Below are 20,559 nucleotides of genomic sequence, written 5' to 3' on the forward strand. Positions count from 1 at the left end.
CGGCTCGGCCGGACGGTCCTCCGATCGCGGCGGCTCCTCCACCGGCGGCGGGCGGAGCGACGGTCCTCCGCGCCGGTCCGGCGCCGACAAGCAGCGCCGCACCGATCGCTAGGCTGTCGGAGTGAACGAGCTCCTGCACCCCGCGCCGCCCGCGATGCGGACGACCGGGACGGTGCGGGTGGTCGGCTCCGGACTGCTCGGCGCCTCCATCGGCCTCGGCCTCGCCTCCCGCGGGATCGACGTCGTCCTCGACGACGCATCGCCCGCGAGCCTCTCCCTCGCCATCGACTACGGGGCCGGCCGCGCCGCCTCCGCCGACGACCGGCCCTCCGTCGTCGTCGTCTGCGTCCCGCCGGACGTCACCGCGAGCGTCGTCGAGCGCGAGCTCGCGGCACACCCCGGAGCGGTCGTCACCGACGTGGCGAGCGTCAAGACCCAGCCGCTGCGCGAGCTGCGCTCCCGCGGCGTCGACCTCGCCCGCTACATCGGCTCGCACCCGATGGCCGGTCGCGAGCGCGGCGGACCGGTCGCCGCGCGGGGAGACCTCTTCGTCGGCCGGCCCTGGGTGATCTGCCGGGACGGCGAGACCGCCCCCGACGTGCTCGCGCGGGTGGAGGGCCTCGCCCTCGATCTCGGCGGCACCATCGTCGAGATGGACCCGGAGGAGCACGACCTCTCGGTCGGCCTCGTCTCGCACGCCCCGCAGGTGATCTCGTCGCTGCTCGGCCAGCGCCTCCTCGACGCTCCGAACGCGGCGCTCCGCCTCGCCGGGCAGGGCGTCCGCGACGTCTCGCGCCTGGCCGCCTCGGCCCCCGAGCTGTGGATGCAGATCCTGTCCGCGAACCGCGAGCACGTCGTCGCGGTGCTCGACGCCTTCCGCGACGACGTCGCCGCGGTCGCCGACGCTCTCCGCGACCTCGATGCGCCGGGCTCGCGCCGTGTGCTCGCCGAGCACCTGGCGGCCGGCAACGCCGGAGTGGCGCGCCTGCCCGGCAAGCACGGCCAGGACCAGCGCTTCTCGACCCTGATCGTCCTCGTCGACGACTCTCCCGGAACCCTCGCGCGGCTCCTGGTGGAGATCGGCGAGGCGGGCGTCAACCTCGAGGACGTGCGCCTCGAGCACGCGCAGGGGCGCCGAGTGGGTCTCGCCGAGATCTCGGTGGTGCCCGAAGCGGTCGCGCCGCTGACCGAAGAACTGACCGTACGCGGCTGGAGGATCGCCGGATGAGCACCGAGCAGAACAGGCAGGAGGGCGGCCTGAACAGGATGACGCCCGCCCGCCGGGCACAGCAGAGCATTCCGGAGGACGGGGGCGCGGCTCCCGAGCGCGAGGCGCGCTCCGAGGCCGCCGAGCAGGGCGACTTCGGCGAGGCCGTCGTGGTCGCCATCGACGGTCCGGCCGGCAGCGGCAAGTCCAGCGTGTCGCGCGCGGCCGCCCGCCGTCTCGACTTCGAGTTCCTCGACACGGGGGCCGCCTACCGCGCGCTCGCCTGGCACGGACTCGACCGCGGCCTCGACTTCGAGGACCAGGACGCGATCGTCGACGCGCTCGACGGCTTCGACTACTCCATCGGCACCGACCCCGAGTCGTACTCGGTGTGGGTCGGCCCGACCGAGGTGACCGCCGCCATCCGCGAGCCCCGGGTGACCGCGCGCGTCTCGGCCGTGGCGAAGGTCCCCGAGGTCCGCCGGAGGATCACGCTGCTGTTCCGGAGGATCATCGGCGAGACGCGCCGGGAGGGCATCATCGTCGAGGGCCGCGACATCACGACGGTCGTCGCACCGACCGCTCCGGTCCGGATCCTGCTGACGGCGAGCGAAGAGGCTAGAATGGCCAGGCGTTCGCGCGAGGTCACCACGGAATCCGCCGAGGCGACGGGTCAGGCGCTGCGGTCGAGGGACCGCGCCGACTCGCAGGTGGTCGACTTCATGAACGCCGCAGAAGGAGTCACTCTTCTCGACTCCACTCATCTCGACTTCGAGCAGACCGTCGACGCGGTCGTCGCCGAGGTCCGAACTTCGAGAGCAAGGGCCGGTCATGGCACAGGACACGCACGTCGGTGACGACGAGCTGAACTTCGGAGACGACGACCTCGTCGAGCGCCTCGGCGACCTCGACGAGCAGCTCGCCTCCTCACGCGCGCAGGCGCTCCGCAGCGGACTCGAGGACTACGACCTCGACGAGGAGGACCTCGACCTCCTCGAGTTCGCCGGGGAGGACTCGGACGAGGTCCGCTACCTCCCCGCCCTCCCGGTCGTGGCGATCGTGGGCCGCCCCAACGTCGGCAAGTCCGCGCTGGTGAACCGCATCCTCGGCCGCCGCGAGGCCGTCGTCGAGGACACCCCGGGCGTCACGCGCGACCGCGTGTCCTACAAGGCGGAGTGGATCGACCGGGCGTTCACCATCGTCGACACCGGCGGCTGGGAGCCCGACGCCCGGGGCATCGACGCCTCCGTCGCCATGCAGGCCGAGATCGCCATCGACCTCGCCGACGCCGTCATCTTCGTCGTCGACGCGAACGTCGGCGCGACCGCGACCGACGAGCACGTCGTGAAGCTGCTGCGCAAGACGAAGAAGCCGGTCTTCCTCGCCGCCAACAAGGTGGACGACGCCCGCCAGGAGCCCAACGCCGCCTCGCTCTGGTCGCTCGGCCTGGGCGAGCCCCGCCCCGTCTCGGCCGTCCACGGCCGCGGCGTCGCCGACCTGCTCGACGCGGTGCTCGAGAAGCTCCCGCTGGAGTCGGCCGTCGCCAAGCGCGAGGTCGGCGGACCGCGCCGCGTCGCGATCCTCGGCCGTCCGAACGTCGGCAAGTCCAGCCTGCTCAACAAGGCCGCGGGGGAGGAGCGGGTCGTCGTCAACGAGCTCGCCGGCACCACGCGCGACCCGGTCGACGAGCAGGTCGAGATCGCCGGCAAAGTCTGGCGCTTCGTCGACACCGCGGGCATCCGCCGCCGCGTGCACCTCCAGCAGGGCGCCGACTTCTACGCGTCGCTGCGCACCTCGACCGCGCTCGAGAAGGCCGAGGTCGCCGTCGTCGTCCTCGACGTCTCGCAGCCGATCTCGGAGCAGGACGTCCGGATCATCGACCTGGTGCTGGAGTCGGGCCGTGCGCTCGTGCTCGCCTTCAACAAGTGGGACCTCCTCGACGACGAGCGCCGCCGCTACCTCGAGCGCGAGATCGAGACCGACCTCGCCCACGTGGCGTGGGCGCCCCGGGTCAACATCTCGGCCCGCACCGGCCGCCACCTCGAGAAGCTCGTGCCGGCGCTCGAGCTCGCCCTCGAGTCGTGGGACACCCGCATCCCGACGGGCAAGTTCAACGCCTTCCTCGCCGAGCTCACCGCGGCGCACCCGCACCCCCTCCGCGGAGGGAAGCAGCCCCGCGTGCTCTTCGGCACGCAGGCCTCGTCGCGTCCGCCGACATTCGTTCTCTTCACGACCGGGTTCCTCGACCCGGGCTACCGCCGCTACATCGCGCGGCGCCTCCGCGAGATCTACGGCTTCCAGGGGTCGCCGGTGAACGTCAACATGCGCGTCCGCGAGAAGCGCGCGCGCTGAGCGCAGCCGTGTCCGGCCCGTGGGAGCTCCTCCCGCGGGCCGTTCGCGTCTCCGTGAGGAGCCGCCGTCGAGTCGCGCGGGCGGATGCTGCCCCGATGCGGCTCGACCGAGCAGGTCGGCCTCGTCTCGCGGAGGAGTGCCGGGAGGCGCGGTCCTGTCGTCTGCACGGCGGTCGCGCTCGATCTGCGCGGTCGTCTCTCCGAGTGTGCGTCGTCGGAGCGGGCCGAGGAGGCCGGTCAGTCGCCCGTAGCGAAGGGCCACCACGGCGGGAGGAGCCGTCGGTAGGCGGCGAGGTAGCTGCTGGGATCGCGGGGCGCGGGCAGGCGGAGCCACTGCTCCATCAGGCCGACGGAGCCCGCCGCGAGGAACGAGGCGGTCGCGTCCTCGAGGAACCCGGACGGTGCGTCCGCGGACGGGACGTCGAGGATCCCCGTGTCGAGCGTCGCGGAGACGGCGGTGCGGAAGTGCCCCGCGAGCATCGCGCGGAGGCCCGAGTCCCCGCCGGGGGCGTCGAAGGCGCGGAGGTAGAGGTCGCGGTGGCCGTCCAGGTGGCCGAGGACGCGGGAGGTGCCCTCGCGGATGCTGGCGTCGGTCGCGGCGCCGCTCCGGAGCTGCTGGAGGTAGCCCTCGCGGATCGCATCGAGCTCGTCCCGCAACGCGGCGCAGAGCAGCTCCGCGGCCGAGGAGGCGTGGGCGTAGAAGGTGGAGCGGTTCACGCCGGCGAGATCGGTGATCTCGGAGACGGTGAGGGTGGCGACGTCGCGGCCGGTCGCGAGTTCGATGATGGCCCGGTGCAGGGCTACCTGTGATCGCTTCTGCCGCGCATCCACTGCTGACGCCTCCCGAGCTGCCGACGGTGCGTCGACGGGTGCCGGCGCGTTCCGCGGTCGATTCTACGGGCCCCGCTCGTTTTCACTTCCGGCGTCGGCATCCGCTAAGGTAGTCGAGTTGCCCGGGCCTCGGCCCGGTCTGCCACGGGCTGTGGCGCAGCTTGGTAGCGCACTTGACTGGGGGTCAAGGGGTCGCAGGTTCAAATCCTGTCAGCCCGACGGAAAGCCCAGGTGAGAGCAAGTTCTCCACCTGGGCTTCGTCGTCTCCGTTGACCTTTTCGGGGGCTATATGGAAGCATCCGACCGCGGATGTCGGTGTCAGCCGACATGCTCCCCATCGAGGCCGGTGCGACGAGCCGATACCTGGCCGGGACCTGGAGCCCGCCGTAGCCGCGATCGCCAGCCTTCATCGAGGCCGCGGTGGCGTCGTTCGGGCGGACGGTTCGGGGCTCTGACGTTTTCGTGTGCGACGAGGAACGCGTCGGCGCAAGCGGCAGCGTCGGTGAGGTGCCTGGGGTCGGGGTGGAGACAGCCGTGGGTGGTCTCGATCGATGTGCGGCCGAGGATGTCCTGGAGGACGTGGAGGGGGATGTCGGCGTCGGCGAGCCAGGTTGCTCCGGTGTGCCGGAGGCCATGCCGGGTGAGGTTCGTCAGGTCGAGATCGGTGACGAGCTGATCCCCTTTCGTCGCGTCCCGCACGGAGGCGGTGGTGAGCACGCCACCGCGGGTTCCGGTCAGTGATCGGTCCTCTGGCTCACGGCCCGCGGTGAGGCGCTCAAGCGCAGAGGTGAGCGCTTGCAGAATCGGAACGTGCCGGATGTCTCGCCCCTGGGTCTGCTTGGTGACGAGGCCGCCTGCGCCAGCAGAGGTCTGGCGGAGGATCGTGACGAACCGTTGATCGCAGTGATGTCGCCGACGTGAAGCCCTGAGATCTCGGAGCCGCAGGCGGTGAGGAGCGCGCCGAGCATCACGAAGTCGGAGTAGCTCTGATGCACTTCCCCGGACCTGTCCGCCAGCGCCGCGAGATCCTTGAGCGCGTGCACGCGCGGTGACCGGTGAACCGCGCCTTGAGCAGGAGGGCGACGTCGACGACCGGGAGCATTTCCCCTGTCGAGGTGCTGGCGAGGAGCGGGGTCTCGGCAGCTGGGGGGAGATGGGTCGCACGGGAGCCGATCGGGCGGTCGCCTTCATCCACGGACTCGGAGACGACCTTGATGCCGGGGCGCACCAGATCAGCAGGCTTCCGAGGCGTGGCGGTCGGCGTACTCAGCCTCACCGCACTCGGCCCGGCCGCGGAGGAGTTCACTCTCGCGGACGCCCCCGCCGACGTCCTCGCGGCGACCGCCTCGGCATCGAACGAGCGGACCTCTGGGGGTGGACTGCTCGGACGTCTTCGGCTAGCGGTGGACCAGTTCCGGATCATGCGTGTGCAGACCTTCATGGGTGCCCTGAGGCCTTGCAGTGACGAAAACCGCTACAGCCATGCCAGCGTAAAGCAGGGTACTGACCAGCAACGTTCCGGTCGTGGTGAGCCAGAGCCGGAGCGCCAGATGGTCGTCACCGTACGCCGCCACCGCGGAAACCGCCGTCAGCAGAGGGATTGCCCCAAGAAGGAGGGACACGAATGCACGCCCCAGCGTCGCGTCTGAGAGCGCGCGCGCTCCCACGCCGCCGAAGGAAGAACTGAGCAGGTAGACAGCCAGGGGAACGAGGAAAGCCAACCCCCACAGAGGGCTGCCCACGACCATGGACACGCCGATGACCATTGCGGGTGCGCACACCAAGAGGTCGAGCAGAGCGTTGAGGCAGACTCCGACGAGTCCAGCTTTGATGAGAGACAGGTCCGCCAGAAGAAGGTGCTGGTGATCGAGTTCTGTTGCGGCAGGTTGAGAAGGACTCGATATGGTGACGACGAGGAGCGCGATGAGAAGCCCGGTGCCTGCGGGAACGAAGTCGCGAAGCAGAATCGGCACGAGGACGATCACGTTCATCACGAGGACCGTTCCGATGTACTGTGTCCGGCGGCGGCGTGCCTGGGCGAGGTGGCTGCAGAGGAGAGTGTGCAGGGGGTCATCAGGCCAGCGGGTCCAGGAGCTGAGCCCGGCTTTGTAACCGCGTCCCTGGAGGGAGGATGCCTGTCCGCCGGAGAGAACCTTCTGCAACTGGTTCGCCAGGATGCTCTCGTGAACTGCAGGCTCTACGAAGGCGTTCGCTCGTCCGATGCAGATCGTCAGCACCGCGGCGGCAAGCACGAGAACGGCGCCGCTGACGCCGAGGCCGCTGTGTTCCGGCTCAATGACTGCCCGGAATGGTGACGCCCCTGTTTCGGTCACGACGTCGACAAGCCATACGTCTTCGCCGACTCCGACGAAGCGTGCCACGAAGGAACCGACCCAGACCAGCGATGCTGCAACGAGTGTCGAGACGCCCGCCAGCCGTGCCCCCTTGAACCGGGACTGACCCAGCAGGTGAGATCCCAATGAGGCAGCACGTAGCGCAAGGAGAACACTGAGTACCGCGAACCCGGAGATGGGGCCGAGTGCTGGCGGTTCGCCTCGGAGCGCCAAGGCGACTGCTGCTGATACCGTCGCGCCGATGAAGGCGCTCAGCGAGGCGCCGACGCCGTGTACGAGAAGCACGACCCGAGGCCCGTGCCGGCTCTGCAATGCCCAGGAGACGTCGCCCGGCTGAAGCCGGAGGGGCGACCCTCGTCGAGCTGTCAAGGAGACGATGATCAAGCACAACCCGAAGACGAATCCTGCGACGTAGGGCTGGGCTGTGGATGGGTCGTCGGCGAGGTGATCGCCCTGCGTCACAAGGACCCAGATGTATCCGCCGGCTGCGACGACCGCAAAGACGAGTGCCAGGGGGTTGAAGAGAAGAATTCGGAGCTCTCGTAGGCGCATGAGCACTTGCGAGAGCGTGAGCGCCGCGGCTGACGACAGGACTTCGACTCTCGGGCTATGCGGATTCATCGCGGATAGCTCCAACGATAGCGAGGTATGATTCTTCTAGAGAGTCCCGTGAGGCGGAGGCATCGCTGAGCTCGGCGACATGGGCGATTTCTCCGCCATAGAGAATCAGAACTCGATCTGCGATCCGCGCGAGGTCCCCCAGCCCGTGCATGGAGATCAGGATGCCATGGCCGTCTTCGGACAAGTGCCGAATCTCCTCCCTCAGCTCCCTCGCCGAGACCGGGTCCAGTCCGTTGAACGGCTCATCGAGGAGAAGTACACGAGATCCCTTGCGGAGGGCGAGCACAAGGGCAAGCTTACGACGCATGCCCTGGGAAAGCTCGTGCGGCAGCGCATCGTGCTTATCCCGCAGTCCGTAGCGTTCGAGCAGATCCAACGCGACCTCGGCACTACTCCGCGTACCGTTGAGGCGTTCGATGAGTCGGACGTGTTCAACGACGCTGAGGCCGGGGTAGAGATCCGGATCTTCGGGCATGAGGCTGAGGGCTCGGCGCGCCCCAGGGGAACCGATGGGGTGCCCAAGGACGGATGCGGTGCCTCTCGTCGGCGAGTAGAGGCCGGCGAGAGTGCGCATGAGCGTCGTCTTTCCAGCCCCGTTCGGCCCGATGAGGCCGACGACTTCTCCTTCGCCGATCTCGAAGGTCATGCTGTTCAAGATCTGCAGACGATCGACGTCCTTGCCCAGCCCGCGAACCTCCATCACGGGGGCACTGTTGTTCGTCTCAGCCATCACCATGACCCAGCCATTCATGGAGTGTCTGGCCGGCTGATTCGACCATCTCGCCAACGGGGACGAGTTCGCCACTGTCAGCGAAGCTCCGGAGCACAGTCCGCACGTCGGGGGAACCGCCGGCTGCTGCGCGCTCGATCTCGCGTTGGAGCCGTGGTTCGACGTCCGGGCGGCGGGCGGGCAGAAGACGCTGCCGCAAGGAGGGCGGCTCAGGCTGCACCTGCCATCCTCGCCGCGCTCCGTACTCGATGACTGCACTACTGGCCGGAGTTCTTGCTGGTTCTGTTGCTGCGAGCGCGAAGGCTACGTGCTCCGGTGAGACAGCAACCCCGTGGCGCCGAGCAACGTGACCTGCGAACGCCATGACCCGGCGAAATTCCTTGATTCCGTTCATGATCAACCTCCTTTGCTTTCCGTGTGGGGCCTCGTGCGGCCGCCGAGAAGTCCGGCGACGGCTCGTACGAATGCTTCTAGGGGCCCACGTACGCCGCAATGGTGCAGGACAGCACAGAGGCCACTCAATATCGCGAAAAGGACGCCAGCGATTCCCATGGCGGCACTCGTCGAAAGTTGTCCGTATGCCCCGAAACCATATGCGAAGAGCGTGCAGAGGATGCTTGACCCAAGATAGATGGTCAGGGTGTATCGACCCACGGTTGCGAGGAACTGTGCACTCCGAGAACCGTTGAGGCGGGACTCGTTTCGTAACACCGCCACGTAGAGCGGAATCGCGAGCAGAGGTGGTGCAGAAATTTCGCAGGATGCAGCAACGGCGCTGGCTATGCCAGCCGCCTGAGGGCGAGCCACCTGGACGAAGACCTGAAACGCGCACCCCAGCGTGGCGGCCACGAGGATCGGTCGGAGTGCGACGCCGACGGTGTCCACACCGGCAGACACGAGTTCTCCTTACGCTGGGGTTCCGTGACACGGCGTCACGGAACCCCAGCGTAAATCGCAGCTCGTCGAGTCGCAAGAGGTTCGCTCAAGAGCGTCGGAAAGGCTCGCGGTCAGTGGTGTGGCCGATCGAAGGGCTGATTGGTGCACCGGTGCAGGGCGGGGGCTGGTGGGCGGGCGCGTGTCATGTCGCGCGGGAAGATCCGCGTTCCCGTCAAGGCGATGCAGGACGTGGGGAGGTCAGAGCTCGGGTGCTCGGCTTCGACGCGCTCGCCGGAGTCTCACTCCCGGGGGCGACGGCCGTTGCGCAGTGGCCGCACTCCTGCGTGCAGTCGTTCGCGCTCCTTGATCCTCGTGTGCCAGAGGCGGAATCGATGCGGAGGACGCGGCGCGGGTGTCTCCGACACGATGCGGCGGCGCGGTTGCGGCGCACAGGTGCGAGGTTCAGGCCACAAGGGGGCATTCGCGTGGTCAACGCATTCCGCGGTGAGTGTCGTCAGCGGATTGGCGACCTTCTCATCTCCGATCCATGATGATCGGGTTCCGCGGCTGACTCACCGTACGTTTCGGCGGCTCGATCGAGGATCGCCTTACTTGATGCCGAGGTAGCGGCACGCTGCTTGCACGGTTTCTTCCACCAGTTCTTCAGTGAGGTCGGAAGAGCTCGGAATGAGTGACCGGCTCATGAGCGGACCGACTAAAAGGTCTGCAACTGTTTCGGGCTTCCACCCCACGGCTGCGATCTCCCCGCGGTCGACTGCGGCGTTCAGTACGCGCGTGACATTCTCGCGGCGAGGCTTCACAAATTCTTCACTCAGGTGCTTCCGAACATCGGGATAAGCCCGCGCGGCTTCCAGAATCCCCAGAAGGGCGTGCTTCATGAACGGCGAAGAGAACATCTCGTAATCAGCCCGTTGCAGGAGATGCAGGTCGCTTTCAAGTGCCCCGGTGTCTACGCGGGCCCCGGTGCCGTACTTTTCGGCCATTATCTCTACGACCAGGTGCGGCAGGGAAGAGTATCTTCGGTAGAAGGCCGGCCGTGTGGTTCCCGCTCGGTTCGCGATAGCCTCCACGGTGAGGGCCGTGTATCCCTTATCGGTGACTATGCGCTCGGCAGATTCTCGTAGGGCTGCCGTGATGTCAGTCGCGCGGGGACGACCGCCTTGGTTCTTCACGGATACGAAGCTACCCTTTTCACCCACGCGATATGGCGTGTTCGGAGCAGTAGAGGGTATGTCTCTTCGAGAGGGCCTCAGCTTCGATCTCCTAGGAGATGCACTGATACACGAGGAATCGTCGCGGTGATGATCGACGGCGGCGTTCGTGAGGCGAGCGTTGTCTCCGTCGCGCTGAGAGACTGGGTTCGCCCACGACTGGAAGAACGCTTGCTTGCGAGAGCCCGGCACCCGGCACGTCACCGCGACCGGAATTCGGTCAGCGCCAGTTCGCGGACCAGCGGGAACATCATGGGGGGAGTGTGGCCTGCGGCAGATCGGCGGACGCTGACCGCGATTACATCACCCAGCAGATCGTCGACGCCGCAGAAAGCGTCTCGCTGCGGCTGACTCCGCCGGAGCTGGCATCGAGCCCGTCGAGCTTCCGCCGCGCGGACGGATCCAGCGTGTTCCGCCCGAAAGCCTCCATTGCTCAGTCCTCCGAACAGCTGCTCGCCGCCGAAGACAGACTCCTCATCGTGTCGAACGACAGGAGTGGACCGATGGTGCCGCTGACCTGGGTCGAGCAGGCGGCGCGGAAGAAGAACCGAGACGGGCACATGCTGTCACCGGATCAGGAGCGGGCGATCGCGAAGATCGGCGTCGCTGCACGCACGTCGATGTCCTCGTCGGCCCGGCAGGGACGGGGAAGACGACCACGATGTCCGCGTTGCGGCGAGCGTGAGGGAAACACCACGGCACGGGCTCCGTGATCGGTCTCGCCCCATCCGCGGCAGCAGCCGATGTCTTGGCCGACGATAGAGGGATCTCGACGGAGAACACGGCGGAGAAGCTCCACTAACACCGCAACGGCACCTGGAACCTCACACCAGGCCGACTCCTCGTCATCGAAGAAGCCTCTCCTGCTGGAACCCTCGCTCCCGACACCATCACCCCCCACGCTCAGCAGGCTGGTGCGAAGGTGACCGCCTTACCCCAGAGGGCCACGAGGACATCCTCGAGCAGGCATATCAGGCGTGGCGCGCCGACCCGGCCGAAGGGAGAGCATCGGTCCTGATCGGAGTTCCCAGAAGAAGTCGAGCGGGATCGTCCCCTCGCGGATGTAGTCCTGTTATCCGTCCCGTTCCCTCGCAGGTGAGGGGCGGCGATAAGCGTCCGCGGGGCTGGCGGTCTCAGGCGTCTGCCGGCCGGTGCGCAAGGGAAGTCGGCGCGGAAACCACACCTGATCGACGAGAACTCCGGCTGAAACGCCGCGTGCGGCGGCGACGTCGACCAAGCGCCGGGACCTGGCCGGGTCCTGACGCATGCAAACCATGCAACACATAACGTGAGAACGGGGCCTCTGATGGCAGAGCGACCCGGATAATCAAGGAATCGGGCTGAACCGTCTGCCCAAGGGTCAAGGGGTCGCAGGTTCACATCCTGTCAGCCCGATGGAAAGCCCTGATGGATCACCGGTCGTCGTCAGGGCTTCCGTCGTTTCCGGGGGCGATGAGCACCGTGGCGGCACCTTTCCTGGTCGTGGGCCGTGTCGGCGGCGTCCGGACTGAGAAGCCGGAGCGGCATGCACGGCGTCTCCCCGACCGCCCGCAAGGGCGGCGGCAGGACGACTCCCTAGCGTCGGTGGACGTGACCGACTCCGCTCCGCTCGCCCGCTGGTGGCGCGAACCCTGGTGGGCGCGACTCACCCTCCTGGCGATCCTGTGCGGATCGACGGTCCTCACCGGATGGAATCTCGCCCGGGGCGGAGACGCCGTCTTCTACGAGGCGGCGGCGCGGTCGATGTCGGAGTCGTGGCACGCGCTGGCGTTCGGAGCCTTCGATCCCGCCGCCTCGGTGACGCTGGACAAGCTGGCGGGGTTCGCGGTGCCGCAGGCGCTGAGCGTCAGGCTGTTCGGCATGTCGACGTCGTCGATCGCGCTGCCGCAGCTGATCGAAGGGCTGATCACGGTCGCGACGTGCTCGGTCGTCGGGCTCCGGTGGGGTGGCCGCGGGCTCGGGCTGGTCGCGGCGGCAGCGGCGGCGAGCACGCCGATCTTCGTGTCGATGTTCGGTCACCCGATGGAGGACGGGCTGCTGACGGCGGCACTCGCCGTGGCGCTGGTGTGGTGGCAGCGCGCGGTGCTGACGGGGCGGTGGTGGCCGCTGCTGGTGACCGGGCTGTCCATCGGGATCGGCTTCCAGGCGAAGATGATGCAGGCCTGGTTCGTCCTGCCGGCGCTCGTGGTGGCGACGCTGCTCGCTGTGCGCGGGTGGCGCCGCGCGCTGGCCTGGGCCGGCGGTCTCGTGGCCGTCTCGGTCGGCGCGTCCGTGGCATGGATGGTCGCGATCCAGGCGGTGCCCGCGGGCGATCGGCCGTACATCGACGGGTCGACGGGGAACGACGTGTTCGCGATGGTGTTCGGGTTCAACGGGGTCGACCGGCTGATCTCGGGAGCGGTGCCCGGCGCCGTCGTCGCTTCCGCCCACGTGGCGGCGATGGGCGGAGCGGCCGGATCCTCGCCGGCGAAGCTGCTGCTCGCGCAGTACGCGACCCAGGTCGGCTGGCTCTATCCTGCGGCACTCGCGGGGCTGATCCTCGGAGCGGTGCGCTGGTGGCCGCGGCGGGGGAGACGGGGAGGTGCCCGCGGTGCCTTCGCCCTCCTGGTCTGCCTCGCGGTGTGGCTGGTGACGGCGGCGGGCGTGCTCTCGGCGGCGACGGTGCCGCACACGGCGTACGTCGCGGCGATCGGCGTGCAGCTGGCGCTCCTCGCCGCGCTGGGCTGGGCGGAGGGGGTGCGGCTGCTCGCGTCGCCCCGGGTCGGCGCGCGGCTGGTGCTGCCGCTCCTCCTGGTCGGGCAGACGGCGTGGAGCGCGGCGCTCGCCGTGGGCGGGCAGCTGCCGTCGGTGCTGGGCCTGCCGCTCGCGGCGCTCGCCGGAGCAGGGCTCGTCGTGGTCGCGGTGGCGGCCCGGTGGAGAAGGGGCGGTGCGGGGGAGAGCAGAGGCGCGGCCCGGCATCGTTCGATCGCGCTCGCAGCGGCCGTCGTGATCCTGGCAGGGCCGATCGCGTTCAGCCTCCAGGTGCTCGACGCGTCCCTCGACGGGTCGGGCGGGGACGCGCTCGTCGGCCTGCGCTTCCCGCAGAGGGCCGAGACCTCGGCTCCGTTCGCGGTCTCGTCGCCGGACGCGGTCGGCGGGCACGACTCGATGACCGCCGACGAGACCGGCCTGGTCGCCGCTGCTCGTGCCGCCGGCGGCGGGGTGGACGGAGCGCCCCTGTTCCTCACCGACTCCTGGGCGATCTCGGCGCCGATCATCACGGCGACCGGCGCGAGCGTGCTCACCGACGGCGGCTACTCCGGCCAGGCTCGCGTCTTCACCGAGCAGGACATCACCCGGATGATCGCCGCAGGGCGCACGCACCTGCTGGTGCTGAAGAACTCCGCGCCACCGACCGAGTCGGTGCGGAAGGCCGCGGTGGCGGACGAATGCACCGAGCTGCAGGAGTGGGGGCCGGCGGCGACGGAGTCGAAGGAGCACACCTCCGCGGTGACCGGGTTCTCGTTGTGGCGGTGCGGACCGATGCCGAACGGCTCGGCGGGCGGGGTGTCGGGTGCCGGCCAGTGACGCCGTAGGGCAATTCTCGCCTGGACGAGATCGGGTCCCGCCGGAACGATCGCCCTCGTCCTTGCGCTCGACGGGTCAGGCCAGGCCGAGGAGGTCGAGCGTCCAGGCGTGAGCGAGGACGTTCTCCTGGTGGGACTCCTCGGGCGTCAGTCCGCTGAGGTGACCGCCCGAGGTCGCACGGAGGACGACGTGCGCGGGATCGTCGCGCTCAGCCACTGCCCGGTAGGCGCTTGCGAATTCCGCGATCGCCGACGCGTCGACCCGGGCATCGCGGAGACCGGCTCGGATCCACGCGCGGGGAAGCGGTCGGCTCCGCCCCACCATTGTGGCGATCGTCGCGAGTGGAGAGAGACCGCTTGCGAGGACCCAGTCAGGGTCACCGAACTCCTCACGGTCGGACGCCGCCGCGGCTGCGGAGCGATCATCGAGCGCGCCGACGGGATCGAGGAAGGGATGCACGAGGTGGAGGCCACGGAGTTCTGCGGGGCGACGGAGGCAGACCGTCGCAGCGACCAGCGCGCCCGCGCTCGCCGCGGTGAGAAGGAGCCGGTGCGAGTCGATCGCTGGAAGCTCACGAAGCAGCGCCAGGCAGGCGAGGAGGTCCTCGATCGGGCGCTCGCGGCCGAGGCCGGTCGCCTGCCGATGCCACTCCGGGCCGTTCTCTCCGCCCCCGCGGACATGACAGTAGGCGATCGCGGCTCCGCGCGCGAGGAGGTCGTCCGTGAAGGGATCGAACGGCCCCTCGAGGCTGATGCCGTAGGCGCCGTAGACGTGGACGACGACGGGACAGCTGTCGGCGCCGTCAGGAGTCATCAGGGTGAGCGGGACGAGGGTGCCGTCCCGGCTCGGAGCAGTGAGTGACCGGACCTTCATCCGTTCTGTGGCCTCGGCGGCGAGTGCCTTCCCCGGTACAGGGGTGACGCAGTGGGTGCGGTGAGCAGGGGAGGAGACGAGCACGATCGGGCGGCGGGTGATCGGATCGACGGCGGGGACAAGGGTCCCGGCCGCCGGCGCTAGCCAGAGCGCGTCTGCCCCGCCGCCGGGCAGCCACACCGCTCTCCTGCCGGACGACCGACCGAGTACGAAGAGCTCACCTTGTGCCTCCTGCAGGTGCTCCGCCTGAAGGGCCTTCGGAACGGGAACCTCGAGAGGACGCGTCGAGCCGATCATCCGGACGACTCCGTGCCGTCGATCCAGGACTGCGAGGCCGCCCCCGCAGGCGGAGACATCCGCGTTCTCCGTGCCGAGGTCGAGGCGACGGCACGTCGGGGGACTGCTCTCCTCTCCGGTCAGCACCCAGTACCGGGAGTCGCGCGCCCCTCTCGATCCGAGTACGGCGATCGCCCCGGCGACGCTGCGCAGATGGAGCCTCCGAGCCTGATCGGGCTCTTCGAGCCGCACGCGGGGAGTCGTCAGGCTGCGATGCCACCAGACCGCCTGCCAGGGCCGACCCGCGTCGTTCCGCCTTATCCAGAGGAATCCGTCCGAGAACGATCGGATGCGCGGGGAGACGGGGCGCTCGTCCTGAACGATCTCGACGGCTCCGCTCCTGGTCGCGACGGCGACGCGGATGCGGTGATGCTCATCACCGTCCTGATCGCTCACGAGTGCGAAAGCGGCGGCGCCCGGCGAGAGCACCAGAGACTCCTGCGGTGCGATGACGAGGGTGTGCTGCACGGGGCGCCCGTCGGGATCCCGGAGGCGCACCTGCCGGGGGCCTGTCGGCTCCGCGGCTGCGCTCGACGGCTGCAGAGCTGCGAGATGTCGCAGCCGTCCGGCGATCGCAGGAACCCGACGCGGCAGTGCGTCGCGACCCGTGATCACGTCAGACACCCTGCTCACGCAACCTCGGTCCAGGGGGACTGCTAAGCCGAGCCTGCGCGGGAATCAGGAGGATCAGCGAGAGCACGATCCACGAGCCGATGAGGCCGAGAACGACGCTCGGGACCGGCCAGATCACTACCCCTTCGCCGAGTGCTGCGCGACTGACGAGCCAGCAGACCGCGCCGGTGGCGGCGACGGGTGCGGCAGCTGCTGTGGAAGCGGCGAGGGACATCGCGAGGCTCTCGGAGACGACGAGCCCGATGATCTGTCGGCGCTGCAGGCCCGCTGCCTGGAGCAGGGCGATCTCGCGCTCGCGGTTCTGCGCAGAGAGAGCGACGACAGCGGCGCTGGTGGCGAGCATCGACACGGCTACGACTGCGACGATCGTCAGAACATCGGTGAGATCGGCGCGGGTCCCGGGCCGGACCGCCGTCGTCATGGCGACGACGGACTCCACCGCGCACAGGAGCACGGCGATCGCCCCCAGCCCTGCCGTGAGCGGCGCGATCGTGGCGGTGCTGACCTGCACCCGGGCTGCTGCCGCCCGGATTCCGAGAGCCGCGACGACGAGACCCGATCGGGCGGAGAGCGCGTGCAGAGCCCGGAAGACGAGCGCGATCACCTCCGGGCAGAGGAGGTAGACGGCCACGAGGACGCTGCCTCCTGCGTCGACGGCCAGGTTGAACATCGGCGCCGGTCCGGTCGCTCCGAGTTCTCGAGCAGAGGCGGATGCCGTGACAAGGCCGGAGGCGATGAGGAGGAGGGCGATGCCGCAGCCGATCCGCACCGCGCGCATCGCCGTACCCGGTCGACCGCTCCCGACTTCACGCAGCGCGGCGCTCGGCGGCGTGCGGGCCGCGCGGCGCGCGGGCAGGACTCCGCCCGCCAGAGCGGTGAGCGTGCCGAGCGCCAGCGTGACCACCGGAGCCCAGGGCGCGAGCGAGAAGCTCGGAAGATCGACCTCGGACGAGACGGCACCGTTGAATGCGGGAACCGCCCAGAACGCCAGCAGTGTCGAGAGGAGCGCTCCGATGCCGGCGCCGAGGAGACTCACGATGCCGAGCACGAGGAGAGTGACGACGAACACCTGGGCTCGGGAGGCGCCCAGCAGGAGCCAGAGCGCGTGCGTGCGTCCTGTGGCCAGAACGCTCGCTCGGCCGACGATCGTCAGGGCGACCCAGCCGACGAGCGCCACGACGGTGTAGATCGTGATCGAGAGGATCCGGAACTCCCCGAGCGCGACGCCGGCCACCGTGACAGCGGCGGTGAATGCGGGGTCGCCGGTCCAGGCGAACTGCTGAACGCACAACCCGATCAGCGTCGCCATCAGGGCGACCACAGCGATCGCGGGAGACCATCGGCGCCACTCGTCGGCGAACAGGCGTACGACGTAACGGGACACGAGTCAGGCCCCGGCCTCTTCGAGGATGCTCAGCAGCTCATGGCTGGTGCAGCGCCCCGTCGTCCGCACGGTCCGACCATCGTGCATCACCACGACCGTGTCCGCGAGGGCTGCGGCGTCGAGATCGTGCGTGACCATCACGATCATCTGGCCCTCGTCCGCCATCGTCCTCAGAGTCGACAGGACGACCCGCGAGCTCTGCGAGTCGAGGGCGCCGGTCGGCTCGTCGGCGAAGACGATGCCGGGCCGCCGTGCAAGGGCGCGGCAGAGAGCGGTCCTCTGCTGCTCACCTCCCGAGAGCGTTCGCGCCGGCGCACGGCGCCGGTCGCGCAGGCCGAACGATTCCACGAGTCCACCGATCAGGTCGTTCGGCACGGGTGATCGGTCGAGCCTGAAGGGGAGCGCGATGTTCTCCTCGACATCGAGGAAGGGCACGAGGTTGTACTGCTGGAACACGAACCCGATCTGGGCGCGGAGCATGCGAGCGCGATCGGCCGCTGACAGCCTGTTCACGTCCCGGCCGTTGACCTCGACGACGCCGGACGTCGGCCGGTCCAGTCCGCTGAGGCACATCAGGAGAGAGGACTTGCCGGAGCCGGAGCGTCCGACGACAGCGGTGAGCCCGCCCCCTTCCAGATCGATGTCGCAGCCCCGCAGGACGGTCGTCCGCTGCCGGCCTACGGTGATGACCTGCTCGACGGCTCGAGCCTGGAGGGTGGGGATCATGAGCGGTTCTCCTCGACGAAGGTGGGGACGTCTTACTCGTGAGACGCCCGCGATCCACGTCATGCTGGATCGCGGGCGCCCGGTAGCGACTATCAGCAGTTGCCCCACGTGATCGAGCTGGGCCAGCCCGGGCACGGCGAGATGACGCTGAAGGTGCTGACGCGCGCGGCGTCGTGCGCGTCGGCCTCACCTTCGAGGGTCTGGAAATCGAGGATCCGGTTCATGTGATCACCTCCTCTCCTCGTCTCGGGCCGACTCGGTCAGAGTCCGAACGGCAGGGCGGAGCGTCCGGTCTCGAGCTCGTCGAGCGCTGCGAGCACTCCGAGCGAGCCGGTCAGGTAGTCCGACGAGAGTCGGAGGTTCTGGTTGCCGCGGAAGAAGACGCCGGTGTCGTCGAGCACGGCGTGCAGGCGCAGCGACCGGACGTGCGAGCGGAGGACCTCCTCGAGTTCCGCGCTCGGGCGGTGCAGTACGCGGCGGCGGAGGTAGACGAGGAATCCGGACAGACCGTGGGCGAGTGAGGCCTGCGCGCACTGCTGGTAGGTCGCGGCGGCGTCGATGGACGCGAGGGGATCGGCGAAGAGCTCCTCGCCCGTGACCCGCCGCAGCTCCAGGATCGCCAGGCCGGGCCCGGTCGAGCCGATCCCCAGGTAAGGAAGAGTCCTCCATCCCTCATCGAACTCGAGAGTGTTGTTCCGGGTGATCGCACAGCGCGCCAGATCGGCGTCGACGGCTCGTATCGCGAGCGTGATGTACAAGTCGTCGCCAGTGGCTTCGTGGAGTCGGGCGAACAGGATCGCGGCCGCAGACCATCCGTGCAGGAGGCCGACGGAGGCTCCTCGGACGTCCTCATCGAGCAGCGTGGTGAGATGGTGGGCCGCCTCCGACGGGTCCCCTCCGTCTGCGAGCTCGGCGAGCCCTGCACCGGCCCACCCCGACCACAGCGTCGGACCTGAAGGGGCGGCCGAGGGCCTGCGGTCGAGGACCTCGAGTGTGCGCGCGAGTCCTGCCTGGCGAGCCGCGTAGCGAATTCCCTCGCTTCCGCAGAGACCACGCGACCGCACCTGGGCCACGCGAGCGGCGAGCCAGTGATCGGCGGCCTCGAGGTCGACATCTCCGGATCGTCCTAAGACAGCGACGACTCCGGCCGCGCCGTAGGGGAATCCGGCACGGTGGTCCGCGCTGTCGCGGGCGAGGACAGGGATGTCTCCGGGAACGACCGGCGAGTCGTCCGTCCACTGAAGCACCGATGCGACACCGCGGGCGATCTGGCCGCGCAGCTGGTCGTCCGAGAGGGCGGCGAGTCGACCGACGTCTTCGTCGATCGACCTCTGACCGGAGGCGGGGAGTACGTCGAGGGTGGAGGTCCTGATCGACCGCAGCACGGCGGGCGGAACCGCGAGATCGTCTGCGGCTGCTCGGAGGAGCTGCTCGATCTTCGCGACGTTGCCCTGGTCGGCGATCGTCGCTTGGGGGAAGAGGAGATCGAGTTCGAGGATGCCGAGCGACCACTCGTCCGCTTCCGTCCCCTTCAGGCCTTCCAGGGGCTCGTAGCCGGGCGCTCCCTGGCGACAACGCCACTCCGGATCCATTCGATGCGCGAACTCGAAGTCGAGGAAGCACGGGTGCGTGCCGTTCCGCATGATGACGTTCTTCGGGTGGATGTCGCCGAGCAGCCATCCTGCGCGGTGCACGGAGGCGAGAGCGGCGTCGAGGCGAGCGACGGTCGTGGTCAGCCAGGAGGTGTATGCAGGGTCACCGACGCGCCACGGTGCTGGTCGGAGCAGCGGAGTCCTCGTCATCCATTCGCGCTTCAGATCGTTCCCCTCGATGTGCTCCATGACCAGGTATCGGTGCTCCCAGGCCGTGAAGGATCCGTAGAAGACGGGTACGCAGTCCAGGGACTGCAGATCGACGAGCACCTCCTCCTCATGAGCCAGGCGAGTCACGGCGTCGACTCCGTCGGCGTCCAACCCGGCGTGCGGGCGCGCCTCCTTGAGGACCACGATCGTCCCGATCGGCACGAATTCGTCGGTCGTCGCTTCAGCGAGATAGACACCACCACCGTTCGAGAAGTGCAGCGCTGAGAGCATCGTGAAGCCGAAGGCGACCTCTTCCTCGTCCTCCGCCCCGACAGTGACGGACTCCGGTAGTGAAGCCCACGGGGGAGGTGTGAACGTCGGCCGCCGGACGTCCTCCACCTCGTTCCCGTCCGGGTCGAGCACCGTCGAGACGAAGCCGCTCTCCGTCTCGGACGGGACGAAGGCGCCGTAACGGAAGTGCACAGGCCCGGACTTCCACCGCCGGTCGGACAGTACGTACGGGCCTCTGAACCCGCGAAGACGGACGTCGAGGTCCTCCAGCGCTCGGGCGAACTCGTCGTCCGAACCGGGATACACGGTGATGAACTTCCCAGCTCCCGCTCGATCGGCGTACTTGCCGTTCTGCATCAGAAGGTGAGAGGTGGTCGAGAGATGCTTGAAAGGCAGTCGGGAGGCGAAGCAGTAGCGTGCAGCAGCGGCGAGGACCTTCTCCGCGTCATCGAGTGTCGACGAGAGGTGGAGCTTCCATCCCTGACGAGGGAGGAGGCAACCGTCCGGCATCCAGTTCCGCCAGGGCCGCGACTCCCTCACCTGCCAGTCCTCCGGAGCGAAGGACGCGACGTCGAAGGCGTCGCCATCGATGTCGTCCCCCTCCTCGGCGATCGCGTAGAACGGGTTGCCCGGGCGGCAGTACCGGAGATATTCGAGGTCGAGCGGCATCGCTTCCCTTTCCTGTCCGACTTGTCTCGCGGTGCGGCATGCGGCTCCCGGCGCTGACTTCGAGGCTAGGAAGGTC

Annotated in this window: 15 protein-coding genes and 1 tRNA gene; 6 read left to right on the plus strand and 10 right to left on the minus strand. The window is 68.9% G+C overall.

Annotated features, from left to right (window positions below; translation table 11 throughout):
• Positions 1–154 precede the first annotated feature (154 nt).
• Genes GSU45_RS06495 through der form a run of 3 tightly spaced genes read left to right on the plus strand, consistent with a single transcriptional unit; the run spans position 155 to position 3,559 of the window.
• Complete coding sequence (locus GSU45_RS06495; protein ID WP_159916936.1) at positions 155–1,228, plus strand: prephenate dehydrogenase; 1,074 nt, start codon at positions 155–157, stop codon at positions 1,226–1,228.
• Complete coding sequence (gene cmk / locus GSU45_RS06500) at positions 1,225–2,064, plus strand: (d)CMP kinase (RefSeq protein WP_244229618.1); 840 nt, start codon at positions 1,225–1,227, stop codon at positions 2,062–2,064. Before GSU45_RS06495 ends, cmk begins: the two co-directional genes overlap by 4 nt.
• A complete protein-coding gene (der, locus tag GSU45_RS06505) occupies positions 2,039–3,559 on the plus strand; it encodes a ribosome biogenesis GTPase Der (protein WP_104222506.1) in 1,521 nt (506 codons plus the stop codon). Before cmk ends, der begins: the two co-directional genes overlap by 26 nt.
• A gap of 236 nt (positions 3,560–3,795) precedes the next feature.
• Here der and GSU45_RS06510 read toward each other — a convergent pair whose 3' ends face one another.
• On the minus strand, positions 3,796–4,389 hold the full coding sequence (locus GSU45_RS06510) for a TetR/AcrR family transcriptional regulator (RefSeq protein WP_159913668.1): 594 nt from the start codon (positions 4,387–4,389) through the stop codon (positions 3,796–3,798).
• A 145-nt stretch (positions 4,390–4,534) separates the two neighbouring features.
• Here GSU45_RS06510 and GSU45_RS06515 point away from each other — a divergent pair.
• Positions 4,535–4,608: transfer RNA gene (locus GSU45_RS06515), tRNA-Pro, on the plus strand.
• A 99-nt stretch (positions 4,609–4,707) separates the two neighbouring features.
• Here the strand turns inward: GSU45_RS06515 and GSU45_RS06520 are convergent.
• From GSU45_RS06520 to GSU45_RS06540, 4 genes are all read right to left on the minus strand, one after another.
• Complete coding sequence (locus GSU45_RS06520) at positions 4,708–5,580, minus strand: tyrosine-type recombinase/integrase (protein ID WP_244248244.1); 873 nt, start codon at positions 5,578–5,580, stop codon at positions 4,708–4,710.
• Between the two features lie 206 nt (positions 5,581–5,786).
• A complete protein-coding gene (locus GSU45_RS06525; RefSeq protein WP_159913670.1) occupies positions 5,787–7,364 on the minus strand; it encodes a hypothetical protein in 1,578 nt (525 codons plus the stop codon).
• Positions 7,351–8,094: an ABC transporter ATP-binding protein gene (locus GSU45_RS06530; RefSeq protein WP_159913672.1), complete on the minus strand. Its 744-nt coding sequence runs from the start codon at positions 8,092–8,094 to the stop codon at positions 7,351–7,353. The genes GSU45_RS06525 and GSU45_RS06530 overlap by 14 nt, the downstream gene beginning before the upstream one ends.
• 1,484 nt (positions 8,095–9,578) lie before the next feature.
• Entirely contained in the window at positions 9,579–10,163 is a 585-nt protein-coding gene (locus GSU45_RS06540; RefSeq protein WP_159913676.1) for a TetR/AcrR family transcriptional regulator, read from the minus strand.
• A 302-nt stretch (positions 10,164–10,465) separates the two neighbouring features.
• Here GSU45_RS06540 and GSU45_RS17115 point away from each other — a divergent pair, with 302 nt between their 5' ends.
• Both GSU45_RS17115 and GSU45_RS06550 read left to right on the plus strand, forming a co-directional pair.
• Complete coding sequence (locus tag GSU45_RS17115) at positions 10,466–10,915, plus strand: hypothetical protein (RefSeq protein WP_208543506.1); 450 nt, start codon at positions 10,466–10,468, stop codon at positions 10,913–10,915.
• Between the two features lie 877 nt (positions 10,916–11,792).
• Complete coding sequence (locus GSU45_RS06550) at positions 11,793–13,769, plus strand: glycosyltransferase family 39 protein (RefSeq protein ID WP_159913678.1); 1,977 nt, start codon at positions 11,793–11,795, stop codon at positions 13,767–13,769.
• A gap of 75 nt (positions 13,770–13,844) precedes the next feature.
• Here the strand turns inward: GSU45_RS06550 and GSU45_RS06555 are convergent, their stop codons facing one another.
• The 5 genes from GSU45_RS06555 to lanKC all read right to left on the minus strand — a co-directional run bounded on the left by GSU45_RS06555 (position 13,845) and on the right by lanKC (position 20,483).
• A complete protein-coding gene (locus GSU45_RS06555) occupies positions 13,845–15,446 on the minus strand; it encodes a prolyl oligopeptidase family serine peptidase (RefSeq protein WP_159913680.1) in 1,602 nt (533 codons plus the stop codon).
• Between the two features lie 148 nt (positions 15,447–15,594).
• Positions 15,595–16,995, minus strand: coding sequence for an FtsX-like permease family protein (locus tag GSU45_RS06560; RefSeq protein WP_159913682.1), 1,401 nt, complete (start codon positions 16,993–16,995; stop codon positions 15,595–15,597).
• A 3-nt stretch (positions 16,996–16,998) separates the two neighbouring features.
• Positions 16,999–17,721 carry an ABC transporter ATP-binding protein gene (locus GSU45_RS06565; protein WP_159913684.1) on the minus strand — a complete coding sequence of 241 codons (723 nt, stop codon included), beginning with the start codon at positions 17,719–17,721 and terminating at the stop codon, positions 16,999–17,001.
• 92 nt (positions 17,722–17,813) lie between these two features.
• A complete protein-coding gene (locus GSU45_RS17370; RefSeq protein ID WP_258059251.1) occupies positions 17,814–17,945 on the minus strand; it encodes a hypothetical protein in 132 nt (43 codons plus the stop codon).
• A 36-nt stretch (positions 17,946–17,981) separates the two neighbouring features.
• Positions 17,982–20,483 carry a class III lanthionine synthetase LanKC gene (gene lanKC / locus GSU45_RS06570; protein WP_159913686.1) on the minus strand — a complete coding sequence of 834 codons (2,502 nt, stop codon included), beginning with the start codon at positions 20,481–20,483 and terminating at the stop codon, positions 17,982–17,984.
• Between the last annotated feature and the right edge of the window lie 76 nt (positions 20,484–20,559).

This window comes from Rathayibacter sp. VKM Ac-2801 (genome assembly GCF_009834245.1).
Lineage (GTDB): Bacteria > Actinomycetota > Actinomycetes > Actinomycetales > Microbacteriaceae > Rathayibacter.

Excerpts from the sequence above, each read along its gene's own strand:
- GSU45_RS06525 (WP_159913670.1), bottom strand. The coding sequence starts at position 7,364 with ATGAATCCGCATAGCCCGAGAGTCGAAGTCCTGTCGTCAGCCGCGGCG.
- cmk (WP_244229618.1), top strand. The coding sequence starts at position 1,225 with ATGAGCACCGAGCAGAACAGGCAGGAGGGCGGCCTGAACAGGATGACG.
- GSU45_RS06520 (WP_244248244.1), bottom strand. The coding sequence starts at position 5,580 with ATGAAGGCGACCGCCCGATCGGCTCCCGTGCGACCCATCTCCCCCCAG.
- der (WP_104222506.1), top strand. The coding sequence starts at position 2,039 with ATGGCACAGGACACGCACGTCGGTGACGACGAGCTGAACTTCGGAGAC.
- GSU45_RS17370 (WP_258059251.1), bottom strand. The coding sequence starts at position 17,945 with ATGAACCGGATCCTCGATTTCCAGACCCTCGAAGGTGAGGCCGACGCG.
- lanKC (WP_159913686.1), bottom strand. The coding sequence starts at position 20,483 with ATGCCGCTCGACCTCGAATATCTCCGGTACTGCCGCCCGGGCAACCCG.
- GSU45_RS06530 (WP_159913672.1), bottom strand. The coding sequence starts at position 8,094 with ATGGCTGAGACGAACAACAGTGCCCCCGTGATGGAGGTTCGCGGGCTG.
- GSU45_RS06495 (WP_159916936.1), top strand. The coding sequence starts at position 155 with ATGCGGACGACCGGGACGGTGCGGGTGGTCGGCTCCGGACTGCTCGGC.
- GSU45_RS06565 (WP_159913684.1), bottom strand. The coding sequence starts at position 17,721 with ATGATCCCCACCCTCCAGGCTCGAGCCGTCGAGCAGGTCATCACCGTA.